The 13,569-nt window shown below is 70.4% G+C and carries 14 protein-coding genes, 1 tRNA gene and 1 pseudogene; 8 read left to right on the plus strand and 8 right to left on the minus strand.

Going from position 1 to position 13,569, the window contains the following annotated elements:
- Positions 1–89 precede the first annotated feature (89 nt).
- Entirely contained in the window at positions 90–914 is an 825-nt protein-coding gene (locus ACLJPY_RS06755) for a hypothetical protein (RefSeq protein WP_410587153.1), read from the minus strand.
- Positions 915–1,071: 157 nt separating this feature from the next.
- Positions 1,072–1,857 carry a hypothetical protein gene (locus ACLJPY_RS06760; RefSeq protein WP_410587154.1) on the minus strand — a complete coding sequence of 262 codons (786 nt, stop codon included), beginning with the start codon at positions 1,855–1,857 and terminating at the stop codon, positions 1,072–1,074.
- 431 nt (positions 1,858–2,288) lie between these two features.
- On the opposite strand from ACLJPY_RS06760, the gene ACLJPY_RS06765 reads away from it, so the two are divergent.
- Positions 2,289–2,633: a hypothetical protein gene (locus tag ACLJPY_RS06765; protein ID WP_410587155.1), complete on the plus strand. Its 345-nt coding sequence runs from the start codon at positions 2,289–2,291 to the stop codon at positions 2,631–2,633.
- A 109-nt stretch (positions 2,634–2,742) separates the two neighbouring features.
- On the plus strand, positions 2,743–3,168 hold the full coding sequence (locus tag ACLJPY_RS06770; RefSeq protein WP_410587156.1) for a contact-dependent growth inhibition system immunity protein: 426 nt from the start codon (positions 2,743–2,745) through the stop codon (positions 3,166–3,168).
- Positions 3,169–3,249: 81 nt separating this feature from the next.
- On the opposite strand, the gene ACLJPY_RS06775 is transcribed toward ACLJPY_RS06770, so the two are convergent.
- Together ACLJPY_RS06775 and ACLJPY_RS06780 are read right to left on the minus strand one after the other, a co-directional pair.
- A tRNA-Lys gene (locus tag ACLJPY_RS06775) sits at positions 3,250–3,322 on the minus strand.
- A 351-nt stretch (positions 3,323–3,673) separates the two neighbouring features.
- Positions 3,674–4,522, minus strand: a complete 849-nt coding sequence (locus tag ACLJPY_RS06780; protein WP_410587157.1) for a hypothetical protein — start codon at positions 4,520–4,522, stop codon at positions 3,674–3,676.
- 214 nt (positions 4,523–4,736) lie between these two features.
- Here ACLJPY_RS06780 and ACLJPY_RS06785 point away from each other — a divergent pair, with 214 nt between their 5' ends.
- Positions 4,737–5,279, plus strand: coding sequence for a DinB family protein (locus ACLJPY_RS06785; protein ID WP_410587158.1), 543 nt, complete (start codon positions 4,737–4,739; stop codon positions 5,277–5,279).
- A 43-nt stretch (positions 5,280–5,322) separates the two neighbouring features.
- Positions 5,323–5,748 (plus strand): hypothetical protein, encoded by a 426-nt coding sequence (locus ACLJPY_RS06790; protein ID WP_410587159.1) that lies wholly within the window; start codon positions 5,323–5,325, stop codon positions 5,746–5,748.
- A gap of 8 nt (positions 5,749–5,756) precedes the next feature.
- Here the strand turns inward: ACLJPY_RS06790 and ACLJPY_RS06795 are convergent.
- A pseudogene (locus ACLJPY_RS06795) lies at positions 5,757–5,942 on the minus strand (TMEM175 family protein); the annotation flags it as partial.
- Between the two features lie 50 nt (positions 5,943–5,992).
- On the opposite strand from ACLJPY_RS06795, the gene pcaB reads away from it, so the two are divergent.
- Together pcaB and ACLJPY_RS06805 are read left to right on the plus strand one after the other, a co-directional pair.
- Entirely contained in the window at positions 5,993–7,414 is a 1,422-nt protein-coding gene (gene pcaB, locus ACLJPY_RS06800; RefSeq protein ID WP_410587160.1) for a 3-carboxy-cis,cis-muconate cycloisomerase, read from the plus strand.
- Between the two features lie 475 nt (positions 7,415–7,889).
- Positions 7,890–8,894 carry an SCO0930 family lipoprotein gene (locus ACLJPY_RS06805; protein WP_410587161.1) on the plus strand — a complete coding sequence of 335 codons (1,005 nt, stop codon included), beginning with the start codon at positions 7,890–7,892 and terminating at the stop codon, positions 8,892–8,894.
- A 7-nt stretch (positions 8,895–8,901) separates the two neighbouring features.
- Here the strand turns inward: ACLJPY_RS06805 and ACLJPY_RS06810 are convergent, their stop codons facing one another.
- Positions 8,902–9,591, minus strand: coding sequence for a DUF4383 domain-containing protein (locus tag ACLJPY_RS06810; RefSeq protein WP_410587162.1), 690 nt, complete (start codon positions 9,589–9,591; stop codon positions 8,902–8,904).
- 190 nt (positions 9,592–9,781) lie between these two features.
- Between ACLJPY_RS06810 and ACLJPY_RS06815 the strand changes: the two genes are divergently transcribed.
- The gene (locus tag ACLJPY_RS06815; protein ID WP_410587163.1) at positions 9,782–10,642 is read left to right on the plus strand and encodes a hypothetical protein; all 861 of its coding nucleotides are present in this window, start codon (positions 9,782–9,784) and stop codon (positions 10,640–10,642) included.
- A 6-nt stretch (positions 10,643–10,648) separates the two neighbouring features.
- Here the strand turns inward: ACLJPY_RS06815 and ACLJPY_RS06820 are convergent, their stop codons facing one another.
- Both ACLJPY_RS06820 and ACLJPY_RS06825 read right to left on the minus strand, forming a co-directional pair.
- Entirely contained in the window at positions 10,649–11,857 is a 1,209-nt protein-coding gene (locus ACLJPY_RS06820) for an alpha/beta hydrolase (RefSeq protein WP_410587164.1), read from the minus strand.
- Between the two features lie 144 nt (positions 11,858–12,001).
- A complete protein-coding gene (locus ACLJPY_RS06825) occupies positions 12,002–12,964 on the minus strand; it encodes an alpha/beta hydrolase (protein WP_410587165.1) in 963 nt (320 codons plus the stop codon).
- 150 nt (positions 12,965–13,114) lie between these two features.
- Between ACLJPY_RS06825 and ACLJPY_RS06830 the strand changes: the two genes are divergently transcribed.
- On the plus strand, positions 13,115–13,564 hold the full coding sequence (locus ACLJPY_RS06830; protein WP_410587166.1) for a MarR family winged helix-turn-helix transcriptional regulator: 450 nt from the start codon (positions 13,115–13,117) through the stop codon (positions 13,562–13,564).
- The last annotated feature ends 5 nt before the right edge of the window (positions 13,565–13,569 follow it).

Raw genomic sequence — 13,569 nt, forward strand, 5'->3', positions numbered from 1 at the left:
TGGCGAAGGCGCCTTCCGACGCGGCTGCAGACGCCACTCGGGGCCGGAAGCAGTGTGCTTCCGGCCCCGAGTGTGGAAACGCTGTGCTGTTACTCGTTCGTGAGTGCGGTCGCCGATTCCGCGGGCGACGCGGGGCCGTGCTCGGCCAGCGGCACTCCGGTGGTGGGAAGCCCACCCTGGGTCAGCGGCGTGCTCCCGGCCAGCTGCGTCAGCCCGCCCAGCGACAGCAGCTGGGTCAGGTCGGGCACCCCGGTCAGCGTCGGCGCGTGCATCGGGAGAAGCCCGCCGGTGGCCGGCAACAGGCTACCCACCAGCGGAAGCCCGGCCGGCGCGTTCGTACCCCGGTTGCTGACCGGCGCCGCCGCGTCCTGCAGACCGGTGACCCGGGTGCCCGCGGGGACGACGGACTCGGGGGAGACGACGGCGTGCAGCGGCAACCGGTCGCCGACCGGCGCGACCGCGGACCGCTCCTGCTGCGCGTCGGCCGTCAGCGGCAGGGTGGCCGGCAGGGCAGGCAGCTCGGTGGCCGAAAGCTCGCTGCCCAGCGGCGCGTTGAGGTCGTGTTCGGGCTGGTCGCCGTCGGTCTGGGCGCTGGGTGCGACGCCCTGCTGCAGCAGGTGCAGCGGCACCGCGTGCAGGATCGGCCCGAGGACGGAAGCGCCGGCGGCCGGCGCGGGACGCTGCTGCGCGGCGGGCACGACCTCGGAAACGGCCTGACCAGGCTGCAGGGCCGCGGTGACGCCGTTGACGGCGTCGGCGAAGTTGTGCATTCCGGGGTTCGTGGTGAGCCCCCCGAGGACGGCGTCGGAAACACCGGGCACGATGGATTCGGCGGAGGCGACGCCGGAGCCGACCGCGAGCAGCCCGCCGCTGGCCAGCGCGACCTGCAGGATTCGCTTCGTCTGGATACGCATGAAAACTCCTTCGATCGATAAAAAGGCGATAGATGATTCCCGGAGACCGTTGATGGTGTCGCCGGAATGCAGAAAAGATGATCTTTACCAGCGAGATCACGCTGGCAAGCCCTACGAGCGTCGGCGAAATACCGACGTGGTCCGAAGAAGAGGTTCGTCAGTCCGGCGTGACGCCGGGCTGGATTTCCGCCGCTGTCACGGCGTGGCTCAGCACGCGGTTCCAGCAGCGCGAGGACTGCAGGCGAGCCTCGGGACGAGGCTGCACCACATCGCCGCAGCCGCGATCGTGCCCGGCGGCGAATCCGGCCCCGGCCGGGACCGCACATCCCTGCAAGCCCGACCGCCCGCCATCCTCGCCCGCACCGGAGTCAGGCCCGAGGTCAGCGTGCGCCTGAACGCCGGTCGACGTCGTGGCCGCGTGACGCAGGGTCGCTACGGCGGAGCCGGCTGACGTGCCCCGCGGATCGGTCTTTGCCGATGCAGGCAGGAAGTCGTTCGGCTCCGTGGTGGCGGAAGCGACAGGCGTCTTGCCGACGTACTCAAGGGGACTGCCGACCGGCGCCAAGATCCCCGCCAGATCGGTCAGGTGTCCGAGTGTCAGAACGGTGGCAGGAACCGCCGTCACCGTGCGAATCGCGTGAGTGTCCAGCACGTCGGTCAGGCGGCTCGTGCCAGCAGCTTCGGAGAGGCTGCGCACATGAGCCAGGACAGGCGTCGCCGCCTCGTCGATCCGCTCTGCCGCGTCGCTGTGCGGCAGCACGGACGACGTCGGGCCGCCCGTGGCCGATACGACAGCTTGAACGCCTGACGCGATCGGCTCATCCACGGCGTCGGTGAGAGTGCTGGCTGACGCCGTAGCCATCAGCCACGCGACCGCGGAGACGGCAGCAGCGCCACCGATCACGATCAGCGCACGAATCAGGGCTCGACCGGCATTGACCATGCCGTCTTCCCGCCCCGTACGACTCGTCACGCTCGCGATCCCGCCTGTTCACCGATTCCTTGTGGTGCCGTCGGCGATCACGCCACTCGGCCGCTCCACCATAACCACTCCCCCATTCCCCGGTGCCGCAATACCCCGCTCTTCTCGCCGAATCGGGCGAATTCCGGCTGGTTCACGCACGACCGCTACGTCGTCGACCAGCGGAAACCTGGCCATGAGATCATGCGGGCTCTCCCTCGAATGCCGCGTCGGCAATTCACCCGATATAGCTACAACAACCGTGGATTTCGTGGAGGCCGGAACACACGATCGGGGGTCTTGGGCGTGAATCGGGATCGCGGCGTGCACCCTCCCCACCGACGACGCCGTCCAGATGCGGTCGACCACCGTCGTCGAAACCCTGTTTCGTTCTCACCCCCGAGGAGATCTCCATGATCAAGAAGGTCGGTCTGATCACCGCTGCTCTCGCCGCCGGCGCGTTCCTCACCGGCGGGATCGCCTCCGCCGACACCCCCGGCTACGACGGCGGTGACCACAACGACCAGATCGGTCTGGTCAACCTCGGCAACACCGACGTCCTGCACAACGTGAACGTCACTCCGGGCATCTGCGGCAACGACGTCAACGTCCTCGGCGTCCAGGTCCCGATCCACGACTCGCTCAACGGCATCGGCGTGCCGATCCTGTCGCCGGGCGACAGCGCCGCCGAGGGCGAAAGCCCGTACAACTGCGCGTCCAGCGCGGTCTCCGACGGCGGCACCAGCCAGGGCAACTGACCCACGCGCCGGGTGGCGGGCATCGCACGGATACCCGCCACCCGCACGGGCCTCGACGGTCTCTCGAGTGGGCCGCCCGGGCACAACACGACAGCTGGCACGAGGAGCCATGGGGACCGGCCATGACGTCGACGAATCGTTCAGCCTCGAGCAGATCGAGAACCGACGCTGGGGCAACCCACCAGCCGACGCGACTCGGCTGATCAAGATTGTCTACGAACTACGGCACAAACCGATCGGCGCCATAGACGTCGAGGACCTCCGCATCCTGCTACTCCAGCAAGAGAGCCTTGCCGTACTCGTCCCCATCGCGCTGAACCACCTTGAGCAGAACCCACTCGCCGAAGGCGACCTCTACCCCGGCGACCTGCTCACCGCGGTGCTGAAAGTCCCTGAGCCGTACTGGCAGCAGCACCCTGACCAACGAAGCCGCGCTTCAGCCGTGATCAGAGCTCTTGAAGTTCTTGCCAACCTTGACGATCACGACGCCCCACACGACACCATCCGGCAGCAGATCAACGCGTTCCGCGGCTGATATCCCGGACGGCTGGAAGCCGACGGACCTACGGACGATCGCCAGATCGAACGTTTCCGCAGTTCAGACACCTGATCGTAGTGGGCCGCCTGGGGCTCGAACCCAGAACCTACGGATTAAAAGTCCGCAGCTCTACCAATTGAGCTAACGGCCCGCGCCCCCAGTCTAGCCAGGTCCCCGCCTGCCTCACGCACGCCGGGTGCGGCTGAGGCGCTCGCACCCTTCCGGGACGCTGCGAAGCGGGACGGTCTGGACTTTTACTACGTAGTGCTCCGGCCGAGCCTTGATGTCACTCTCGCCCGCGGGACCGCGACACGTCCCAACTCACCGACGTCGAGCCGCTGAAGGGCATGTACGCCGCCTTCAAGGCGCTCGGCGAGCTCGAACGGCACGTCCTGGACACGACGGAGCAGACCGTCGAGGAGGCCGCCGACCACGTGCGCGGTCGGCGGCCTTCGCGCTTTGAACGTGACGCGCGGGCCCGTGGACCCTGCGCGTCACCGCGTCAGCACTGGACGAGCAGGCCCGTGTACGCCGTGCACTTCTTCGACGCCTTGTCGTTGGCCGCTTCCGGGTCGGCCGGCGTGCTCGCCGCTCGCTCGGCCGTGGCCGTGAACGCGCCCCATGCGAAGAAGCCGCCCTCCGACGAGAACTTCGCCGTGGCCGACGCGCCCGGGGCCAGGGTGCCGATTGCGCACGTCAGCGCCGCGCCCGCGTGGGTGCAGCCCGTCGTCGAGACGACCGTGCGGCCCGCGCCGGGGTTCGCCGTCACGCGGACGCCGGTCGCGGTGGCCGGGCCCGTGTTCGACACCTTGACCACGTAGTCGACCCGGGCGGCCAAACCGATGCGCGGGGTGGCCGTTAGCGCCACCTTGACGTCGGCCTCGTCCGGCGGGGCGATCGTGACGACCGGGCCGTCCTCCACGCCGAACGCGTAGTTGTCGCCGGCGAACTGGTGCTGGAGCGTGAACTGGCCCGGCGCGACGTCGTCCTTGACGCGCAGGGTGAACGTCACCGTGCGGCTTTCGCCGCCGTTCAGGTCGCCGACGCCGCCGCGGAAGCTGCTCAGGTACGGCGCGCACGGTGCGATCGCCCCGGTGCAGGAGACCAGGTCCACCACGTCGGCGATCGGCTTCTCCTTCACGTACAGCGCCGCCTTCGCGCCCGTGACCGTGAAGTCCGTCGGGTTGGTCAGCTGCTCCGTGACCGTGATCGTGGTGCCCGCGCGCACGGTGGTCGCGCTGACGTCGATCGTGCTCGCGGGCGGCGCCGCGGATGCGACGGCCGGTGCCGCGCACAGGACCGCCGTCGTCAGCGCGGCCAGAACAGCGGTTCTTCGTCCGGTTCGCTGCATGTTCGTGATCTCCTGGTTCCGAACCGAGGGGGTGCCGCTCCGACCGGTGAAACTGGCGTGCGCAGCAGGGGTGACGAAGATCAGATCGGCGCACTCCAAGATTCGTTACCGGGTTCGCCAAACCGTGCTTGAACTGGGGTTTTCGCGGCAGTTGCCCGGTCACCGACCGCCGGAGCGACCCGAAATTGTCAGACCCCTGTGGCACGCTCCGCGCATGACCGAACACACCACCCCGGTGGCGGCTCCACCCCGCCTGACCGCCCCCAGAACCGACCCGGCGCCGGTCGCGGACGAGCGCCGCGCGCTCACCGAGAGCCTCGACTACTACCGGCGCACCTTCGAGCTGAAGTGCGCCGGTCTGGACCCGGCGCAGCTGTCCGAACGCTCGGTACCACCGTCCACATTGACCCTGCACGGGCTGCTGCGGCACCTCACCGGCTGCGAACGCTGGTGGTTCCGCATCCAGTTCACCGGCGAAGACGTGCCGAACCTCTACTACTCCGACGACGACCCGGAGCAGGACTTCACGGATCTGGGCGGCGATGTCGACGAGGCGTTTTCGTTGTGGCACGCCGAATGCGCGCGCTCCCGCGAGATCGTCGCGGCCAGCTCGCTGGAGCAGACCGGCACCCGCCGCAGCACCGGCGAACCGTTCACCCTGCGCTGGCTGATGCTGCGCATGATCGGCGAGTACGCGCGCCACATCGGCCAGGCCGACCTGATCCGCGAACGGATCGACGGCGCAACCGGCGAATGACGGCTGAGGCGCCGGCCGTCCGGCGGCGGAAGCGGGAAAGGAGGTGGACCACGAGCGGGACGACGATCCAGCACTCGTAGGCCCAGCGCGTGAAGAAAGCGACCGGGATCGAGAGGGCGAAGGCGGCGATCATCGTGCCGATCCCGCGGTGGACCGCGCCGAAGAGCTCCGGCGGAGTGTCCGCGCGGTACAGGTGGTTCCGCTGGATCTCCCAGGCCATGAGGAGGAACAGCGTCAACGCGACGACCTGCACGGCGGCGTAGAAGACGAAGCGGAATTCGAACGCTCCGTCTTCGGCGATCACCTTCATGGCGAACGGCATTATCACCTGCATCAGGAGCCAGCCGAAGGTGAGCCGGCCGAGGCCGCCGCCGAGCGTGGTGACGTAGCTGAACAGGCGGTGGTGGGCGCGCCAGTGGCCCCCATGACGATGAAGCTGATCAGGAAGGAGAGGTATTCGGACTGGTGATGACCGAGTGACCGCAGCAGTTCGGCGCTGGTGGCGCCCTCCGGCAGCGGCAGCTCGAGCGCGAGCAGCGTGATCGCGATGGCGACGACGGCGTCCGAGAAAAAGGTCAGCCGCTCGGCGGCGATTCCCCGGGGTTCGTCACCGGCGGTGTCCGCCTCAGACAGGGCGCTGGTCGTGGCCGGTGAGCGTGCCAGACGCGGCGACGCGGCCGTCGCCGAGGTCGCGCGCGTGCGATGCTGACGGCATGACCGTCGACCCCGATTCCGGACTCTTGTCCCCGGTACGGGCCGGTACGCCGGCCGAAGCGTCGACCGGAGACGAGGCCTGGCTGCGCGCGATGCTCGACGCCGAGGCGGCGCTCGCGAGGGCGCAGGCGCGGCTCGGGACGGTGCCGCCGGAGGCCGCGGAAGCGATCACGGCGGCCGCGGGCAGCGCGCGAATAGACGTCGTCGAGCTGGCGCGCGGGTCGCGGGCGACCGCGAACCCGGTGGTCGGCCTGGTGAAGGCGCTGACGTCGGCCGTCGGCGAGCTCGCGCCGGGTGCCGCCGAGTACGTGCACCGCGGCTCGACCAGCCAGGACATCTTCGACACCGCGATGATGCTGGTCGCCGCCCGCACGCTGCGTCCGCTCGCCGACGACCTCGACGCCACCGCCGAGGCGCTGGCCGGGCTGGCCCGCGCGCACCGGGACACGACCATGGCCGGGCGGACGCTGACCGCACACGCGGTGCCGACGACGTTCGGGCTGAAGGCCGCGGGCTGGCGGCAGCTGGTGCTGGACGCGGCCGTCCGCATCCGGCGCGTGCTCGACGGCGGGCTGCCGGTTTCGCTGGGTGGTGCGGCCGGGACGCTGGCGGCGTACGTCGAGTATGCGCGCCTCGCCGACGAGCCGGCGGGCCGGGACGTGGGCGGCTACGTGGCACGGCTGACCGCGGCGTTCGCCGAGGAGACCGGGCTGGCGGCACCCGTGCTGCCGTGGCACTCGGTGCGGACGCCGGTGGCCGACCTCGCCGGCGCGCTCGCGTTCACCGCGGGGGCGCTGGGGAAGCTGGCCGTCGACGTCGAGACGCTCAGCCGGACCGAGCTGGGCGAGGTCGCCGAACCGGCCGCCGACGGGCGGGGCGGTTCCTCGGCGATGCCGCACAAGCGGAACCCGGTGCTCGCGACGCTGATCCGGTCGGCGGCGCTGCAGGTGCCCGTGCTGGCCGCGGGGGTCACGCAGTCGATGCTGGCCGAGGACGAACGCTCGGCCGGGGTGTGGCACGCCGAGTGGCAGCTGGTCCGCGAGTGCCTGCGGCTGACCGGCGGCGCCGCGCACACGGCCGCCGAGCTGGCGCGCGGGCTCACCGCGGAGCCCGGGCGGATGCGGGCGAACCTGGGGGCGACGCACGGGCTGATCGTCTCCGAGCGGCTGTCCGCCGTGCTCGCGCCGCTGCTCGGCAAGGCGAAGGCCAAGGAACTGCTGGGTGAGGCGTCCCGGCGGGCGGTACAGGAGGACCGGTCGCTCCGGGAGGTGCTGGACGAGCTGCCCGCCGTCACGGGCGTGCTGACGCCGGCCGCGCTGGACGAGCTGCTCGACCCCGCCGCATACACCGGCGCGGCCGCCGCGCTGGTCGACCGCGCTCTCGGGACCGGCGGCCCGGCGGCTGGCGACGCTCGGGAGTAGCGGCCGGGGAGCGTGGTGCGCCGGTCTGGGCGGCGTGCTGACGGAACGTCCGGGCGATGCCCTGCGGGAACTCGGACGCGCGACCCTGGCGGCGCTGGCAACCCGGCCGCAAGCACGGCTGAACCGCGGCCCGGCGGCCTTGGGAATTCGCACGGGCGCGGCTGAGCCGCGGCCTGGCGCACTGGCAACTCCGCCGCGAGCACGACCCGGCAGCCCGGCCGCGAGCACAGCGAGCCGGGGCCCGCCGACGCTGACAGCCCGGCCGCGAGCACAGCGAGCCGTAGCCCGTCGTCGCGGCTCGGCGACCTGCCAACTCGCGCGAGCGCCGCTGAGCCGCGGCCCGTTGGCGCTGGCCGACGGGCTCGACGAGGTTGGGGAAAGTTTTTTGAACCGCCCCCGGCGGGGGTCCGTGTAGTGGGTATCAGGCAGCCGCACCGAGCGGCGGGAAAACCCAACGGACACAAGGAGAACTTCCATGCTTCGCACGCGCATCGCCGTCTCCGTCGCCGCGGCGGCAGCCGGGCTGGCAGTGCTCACCGCTTGCTCGGGTGCCGAGACTGCCCAGCCGGTTGTCGCTCCTGCGGCGGCCGGGGGCACCGGGGGCGGTCAGGCCGCCAACGGGCAGGTCGGGAACGCCGCACCGGCGTCGAACGAAAGCAAACTCGTCGTCGCGGACGTCGCCGACATCGGGCAGGTGCTCACCGACCAGAACGGGATGACCCTCTACCGCTTCGACAAGGACACCGCCAAGCCGCCGAAGTCCAACTGCGACGGTGACTGCGCCAAGGCCTGGCCGCCGTTGCTGGCCACCGGGGACGTCCAAGTCCAAGGGGTCGACAAGAGCGTGGTCGGGAAGGTGACGCGCTCCGACGGGACCGAACAGATCACCGTCGGCGGGTGGGCGCTCTACCGCTACGCCAAGGACACCAAGCCCGGCGACGCGACCGGCCAGGGCGTCGGCGGTGCCTGGTACGCGGCGAACGCCAAGGGTGGCAAGGCCGGGCAGGCCGCTGCGGCAGGCTCCGAGGCCGGTGTCGTCAAGCTCAGCGCCAGCAAGATCGACGGCCTCGGTGACGCGATCGTCGACCAGAACGGCATGACGCTCTACCTCTTCCAGAAGGACACCAAGAAGGCCAAGACGTCCGCCTGCAACGGTGACTGCGCCAAGACCTGGCCGCCGGTCCTGTCGGGCAACGGCAAGGTCGAACTGCAGGGCATCGACTCGAAGCTGCTCGGCAGCATCAAGCGCCAGGACGGCACCGAGCAGGTGACCATCGGCGGCTGGCCCGTCTACAACTTCTCGAAGGACCTGAAGCCGGGCGACGCGAACGGCATGGGCGTCAACGGCACCTGGTTCGTCATCGAGCCCAACGGCTGCAAGGTCGGCACCACTCCCAGCACCGCCAGTCAGGCTCCGGCGGCCAACAGCGGTACTGGGAGCAGCAACGACAACTCGGGTGGCACCGGCACCACCTACTGAACTCCTGCTAGTGGGCGAGGCCCGGCGGACGCTCTTCGCGAGTGACCTCCGGGCCTCGCTCCGTGCGGTCACGACGCAGGAACGACCGGCGCCGCGGCTCCTCGACGACCTCGTCGGTGCGGTGGACGTCGGTGCGGCGGCCGCGGTCGATGACCTCAGTGCGGTCGACGTCAGTGCGGGGGCCGCGGTCGATGACCTCGGTGCGCTGCTCGGCCACCGCCGGCTCTTCGGTCGTCTCGTCCTCGGGCAGCAGGATGGTGCGGCGGGCCGGCAGGACCGCGATCAGCAGACCGAGCGCGGCGACACCGAGGTGCAGCCACGTGTCGGCGCGGCCGAGGTCCATCGGGTTGCCGGCGTTGGCGAAGGGGTTGGTCGAAATGAGGCCGTCGATCATCAGGCCCCACACGAACAGCAGGCCGTAGCCGATGAACAGCAGCCAGCCGAACGTCCGGGCGCGGCCCGAGCCGAACGCCAGCAGCAGGCCAAGGACACCGGTCACGACGCGGACCAGGCTCATGAGCGGGTTCGCGGAGAACCGCCAGAACCCGGCGTCGTGGTGCCCGGCGAAGTTGCCGAAGCCGGTCCTTGTTAATCCGATGATGCCGACGACGAGGAACGCGATCCCGGCCAGTCCGGCCAGTACCTGCGCCGGCTGCAGGCCCCGGACCCGGATGCGGGCGCCTTTCGCGTGAACCATGACTCCAGTCCTTCCCAGCGGGTGGTGACGATCGTCACCGCGCTGGAGTACCCCACGACCACGGTCGGTGAAACGATGGTGCTTGCCCGCAGGGCCCCTCCGCGTTCCGGGATCGGCCCTCCGGCGAGACCTACCCCACAAAGTGGCCCGTTCGGGCGAACAGCGCGCGGCCTTCCCGGCAATCCACGGCATGCGCAAGCTGAGCGGCACCTTCCTGGTGGGGCTGTGCCTGGGGGCGATCGGCGCGGTGGTGGTGACGGCGGGGCACGGCATCGCCGCAACGCCCCAACCCCTCGCAGTGACGCAAATCGCCACGACGGCTCCGGCGCCGGAAACCCCGGCAACACCGACACCGACACCGACCGAGACGCCGACCGAGACGCCCGCCACGACGCCCGAGGTGGATGCCGCCGCGCTCGCCGAGATCGTGCGCGACGGCAAAGTCAGCGCCGTCGTCTACGACCGGGACCGCCGGGAGACGACCGTCTCCGTGGGGGCGGACCGCGGGTACACCTCCGCGTCGCTCGTGAAGCTGCTGATCGCGCTTTCCGTGCTCGAGCAGGACGGTCCGGTGGCGGACGTGCAACGAATGCTGTCCCGCAGCGACGACGACCTCGCGAGCCGCTTCTGGACGGCCTACGGCGGGACGTCGATCGTCACGCGCTGGGCCGCGAAGCTGGGCCTGGCCGGCACCCGGCCGCCGGCGGATCCCGGCCGCTGGGGCGACACGCGCACCACCGCGTCGGACGTCGTGAAGATCTACCGCTACCTGCTGGACCACAAGTCCACCGCGATCCTGACCGCGCTGCGCGGCGCGACCGAGCGCGGCTCGGACGGGTTCCGGCAGTACTTCGGCATCCCGGACGCCGCCGGCGGGCGGCCGTGGGCGGTGAAGCAGGGCTGGGCGTGCCGTCGGCCGACGCGCACGCTGCACACCACCGGCGTGGTCGGCCAGCGCATCGTGGTGGTGCTGACCGAACACCCCGAGTCGGTCGGTTACCCGGCCGCGGCGAGGCGGGTCACGGAAGTCGTCGCCAAGCTGCTCGGCTGACCGCGGTCACTGGTCGATGTCGACGAGGGCGCCCGGCGCGCCCGAACGCGGCAGCGGCCACGGCTGCACCCCGCCGGTGGTCTCGACCTGCCGCCCCGGCAGGGCCGGCGGCACCGTGTGCGCCCCGATCCAGGCGAGGATCTCGGGGATCTGGGACTTGAAGGTGTTCATGTTGTGGCCCGCGTCCGCGACGCGCCACGACTGGAAGCGCACCGGCGGCCGGACGGCGGTGCGGATCAGGTCGGCCGCCGCGCCCTCGAACTTCTCCTTCTCGCCCCAGATGGCCAGGATGTCCACCGGGGACGGGTGGAGGCGGACGGTGATGCCGACGTTGTTGGCGTCGTCGACGTCCTGACGGCCCTTGTAGAGGTTCTCCGTCTCGGCGTCCACCTGGGCACGGTCGTACCCGCTGACGCTGACCGCCTGGCCGTACCACTGCGGGTGCCGGGTCACCAGGTTCATCGCGCAGTAGCCGCCGGACGACCAGCCCGCGAAGGTCCAGGCCTTGCGGTCCGCCGCGACGCCGAGCTTCTGCAGAGCCCACTCCCGCAGGTCCGCGGTCAGGTACGTGTCGTTCGCGGTGCCGTTGACCTCGTCGACGCACTCGGTGTCGTGCCCGATCTTCGGCACCCCCGTCGGGTCCGGCATGATCACCACGACCGGCGGCAGCACGCGCTTGGCGATCGCCGCGTCGAGCTGGTCCGGGAGCTTGTACCCGTCGGTGACGACCTCGGGCCCGGACGGGTAGTTCGGGATCCACTCGACGGCCGGGAACCGCAGGTTCTTGTACGCCGCGTCGAAGTACTGCGGCGGGAGGTACACCGTCACGTCGCGGGTGAGCTTGGTGCGCCGTCCGGTCACCTTCATGTGGACGACGGTTCCCTTGCCGTCCTTGGCGTGCGCCGCGCCGACGTCGCGGACGACTTCGAGGTTCTCGCCGTTCTGGGTCGTCTCGGCGTCGATGCTGTCGGCCGCGTAGACGCCGGTGCCGAGCAGCGAGCCGAGCGTGGGGAAGAACCCGCCGATCATGTTCCCGGCCAGGCCGGTGGTGACGACGATCGAGACGACCGCGCAGAGGATGGTGACCGTGCGCCACAACAGCTTCCGCTTCCACCGCTCCCAGAACAGCGGGATGGCGATGATCGCCAGCAGCGTCACGACGACCACGATGACGATCGTGATCGGCGAGTCGAGCCGGATGCTGCTGAGGTGCATGGCAAGGGTCCTTCCGAGCGGGCAGAAGTGCGCGCCCGGATCGCGGGACTCGCGTATATATCACGTTTGAGCCCCCATGCACGTTGCGGCCCTGTGACCTCCGTCTCAGGGCCGCAACGCGTCACGCACTCAGCGTTCTCTCAACTACTTCGCCAGCGCCCGCGAAAGCACCGTGACGGCCTGCGTGATCGCGGCCTCGGCGGCGTGGGTCTCGCGGAGCGCGTTGACCATCACGAAGTCGTGGATGATCCCCTGGTACCGGACGGCGGTGACCGGAACGCCGGCCTGACGCAGCTTCGCCGCGTACGCCTCACCTTCGTCGCGGAGCACGTCGGCTTCGCCGGTGATCACGAGGGCCGGCGGCAGCCCGGCGAGCTCGTCGAGCGACGCGCGCAGCGGCGACGCCGTGATCTCCGCGCGCTGGGCGGGGTCGGTCGTGTACTGGTCCCAGAACCACTTCATGCCTTCGCGGCCGAGGAAGTAGCCCTCGGCGAACTCCAGGTACGACTCGGTGTCGAAGTTCGCGTCGGTGACCGGGTAGAAGAGCACCTGCTGCTTGAAGGTGACGTCGCCGCGCTGCTTGGCCAGGATGGTCAGCGCCGCGGTCATGTTCCCGCCGACCGAGTCGCCGGCGATCGCGATGCGCGAGGTGTCGAGGCCCTTCTCCGCGCCGTGCTGCGCGACCCACTTCGCCACCGCGTAGTTCTCCTCGATGGCGATCGGGTAGCGCGCCTCGGGCGAGCGGCTGTACTCGGGGAAGACGACGGCGGCACCGACGCCGGCGGCCAGCTCCCGCACCAGCCGCTCGTGGGTGTGGAAGTCGCCGAACACCCAGCCGGCGCCGTGGATGTAAACGATCACCGGCAGCGGACCGGATACCCCGGCCGGGCGCACGATCCGCGTCTCGACGTCGCCGTTCGGGCCGCCCGGGACGGTCAGCACCTCGATCTCGGCGGCGGCCATGGTGACTTCGCCGTCCTGGACGCCGTCGACGGCCTTGCGACCTTCTTCCGGGGCGAGCTGGAACAGGTACGGCGGCTGGTCGGTGGCCTCCGCGAACGCCTGGGCGGCCGGTTCGAGGGCCAGGTTGTGCGGGTTGGCGGTCATGTCGTCCTCCTCGGGGTGGCTGATGCCTTGAAGGTAGCTCGCAACTCAGTTGTGCACAACTTATTTGAGCCCAATGAGATTCAGGGCACTTAAGTTGCCGGCCGGAGCCGAGTCGGGGATCATGGAGAGTTACGAGAAGAGGGAGGCGCCATGGCATCGCTGCGACTGGACGACCAGCTCTGCTTCGGGCTGTACTCGGCGTCGCGCGCGGTGACGTCGCTGTACCGGGCCGTCCTGGAAGACCTCGACCTGACCTACCCCCAGTACCTCGTCATGCTGGCGCTCTGGGAGCAGGACCACCGGCTGGTGAAGGAGCTCGGCACCGAGCTGAACCTCGACTCCGGCACGCTTTCGCCGCTGCTCAAGCGGCTGCAGACCGCGGGCCTGGTCGTCCGGAACCGGCAGGCCGACGACGAGCGCTCGGTGCGGGTCAGCCTGACCGACGCCGGGAAGGCGCTGCACCAGCAGGCCGAGGGCGTTCCCGACGTGATCGGCGCGGCGATGAACCTGGACGAAGCCGGGCTCGCCCGGATGCGCGCCGAGCTGGACCGGTTGACGGAGTCCGTGAACGCCTATCGGGAGGCGTTGGCCCCGGCGTGATCGCG

The organism is Amycolatopsis sp. lyj-23, from assembly GCF_046549135.1.
Taxonomy (GTDB): domain Bacteria; phylum Actinomycetota; class Actinomycetes; order Mycobacteriales; family Pseudonocardiaceae; genus Amycolatopsis.

Coding starts and splice junctions, on each gene's coding strand:
- ACLJPY_RS06805 (WP_410587161.1), top strand. CDS start 7,890: ATGCTTCGCACGCGCATCGCCGTCTCCGTCGCCGCGGCGGCAGCCGGG.
- ACLJPY_RS06820 (WP_410587164.1), bottom strand. CDS start 11,857: ATGCACCTCAGCAGCATCCGGCTCGACTCGCCGATCACGATCGTCATC.
- ACLJPY_RS06770 (WP_410587156.1), top strand. CDS start 2,743: ATGGGGACCGGCCATGACGTCGACGAATCGTTCAGCCTCGAGCAGATC.
- ACLJPY_RS06785 (WP_410587158.1), top strand. CDS start 4,737: ATGACCGAACACACCACCCCGGTGGCGGCTCCACCCCGCCTGACCGCC.
- ACLJPY_RS06830 (WP_410587166.1), top strand. CDS start 13,115: ATGGCATCGCTGCGACTGGACGACCAGCTCTGCTTCGGGCTGTACTCG.
- ACLJPY_RS06755 (WP_410587153.1), bottom strand. CDS start 914: ATGCGTATCCAGACGAAGCGAATCCTGCAGGTCGCGCTGGCCAGCGGC.
- ACLJPY_RS06765 (WP_410587155.1), top strand. CDS start 2,289: ATGATCAAGAAGGTCGGTCTGATCACCGCTGCTCTCGCCGCCGGCGCG.
- ACLJPY_RS06760 (WP_410587154.1), bottom strand. CDS start 1,857: ATGGTCAATGCCGGTCGAGCCCTGATTCGTGCGCTGATCGTGATCGGT.
- ACLJPY_RS06810 (WP_410587162.1), bottom strand. CDS start 9,591: ATGGTTCACGCGAAAGGCGCCCGCATCCGGGTCCGGGGCCTGCAGCCG.
- ACLJPY_RS06825 (WP_410587165.1), bottom strand. CDS start 12,964: ATGACCGCCAACCCGCACAACCTGGCCCTCGAACCGGCCGCCCAGGCG.
- ACLJPY_RS06780 (WP_410587157.1), bottom strand. CDS start 4,522: ATGCAGCGAACCGGACGAAGAACCGCTGTTCTGGCCGCGCTGACGACG.
- pcaB (WP_410587160.1), top strand. CDS start 5,993: ATGACCGTCGACCCCGATTCCGGACTCTTGTCCCCGGTACGGGCCGGT.
- ACLJPY_RS06815 (WP_410587163.1), top strand. CDS start 9,782: ATGCGCAAGCTGAGCGGCACCTTCCTGGTGGGGCTGTGCCTGGGGGCG.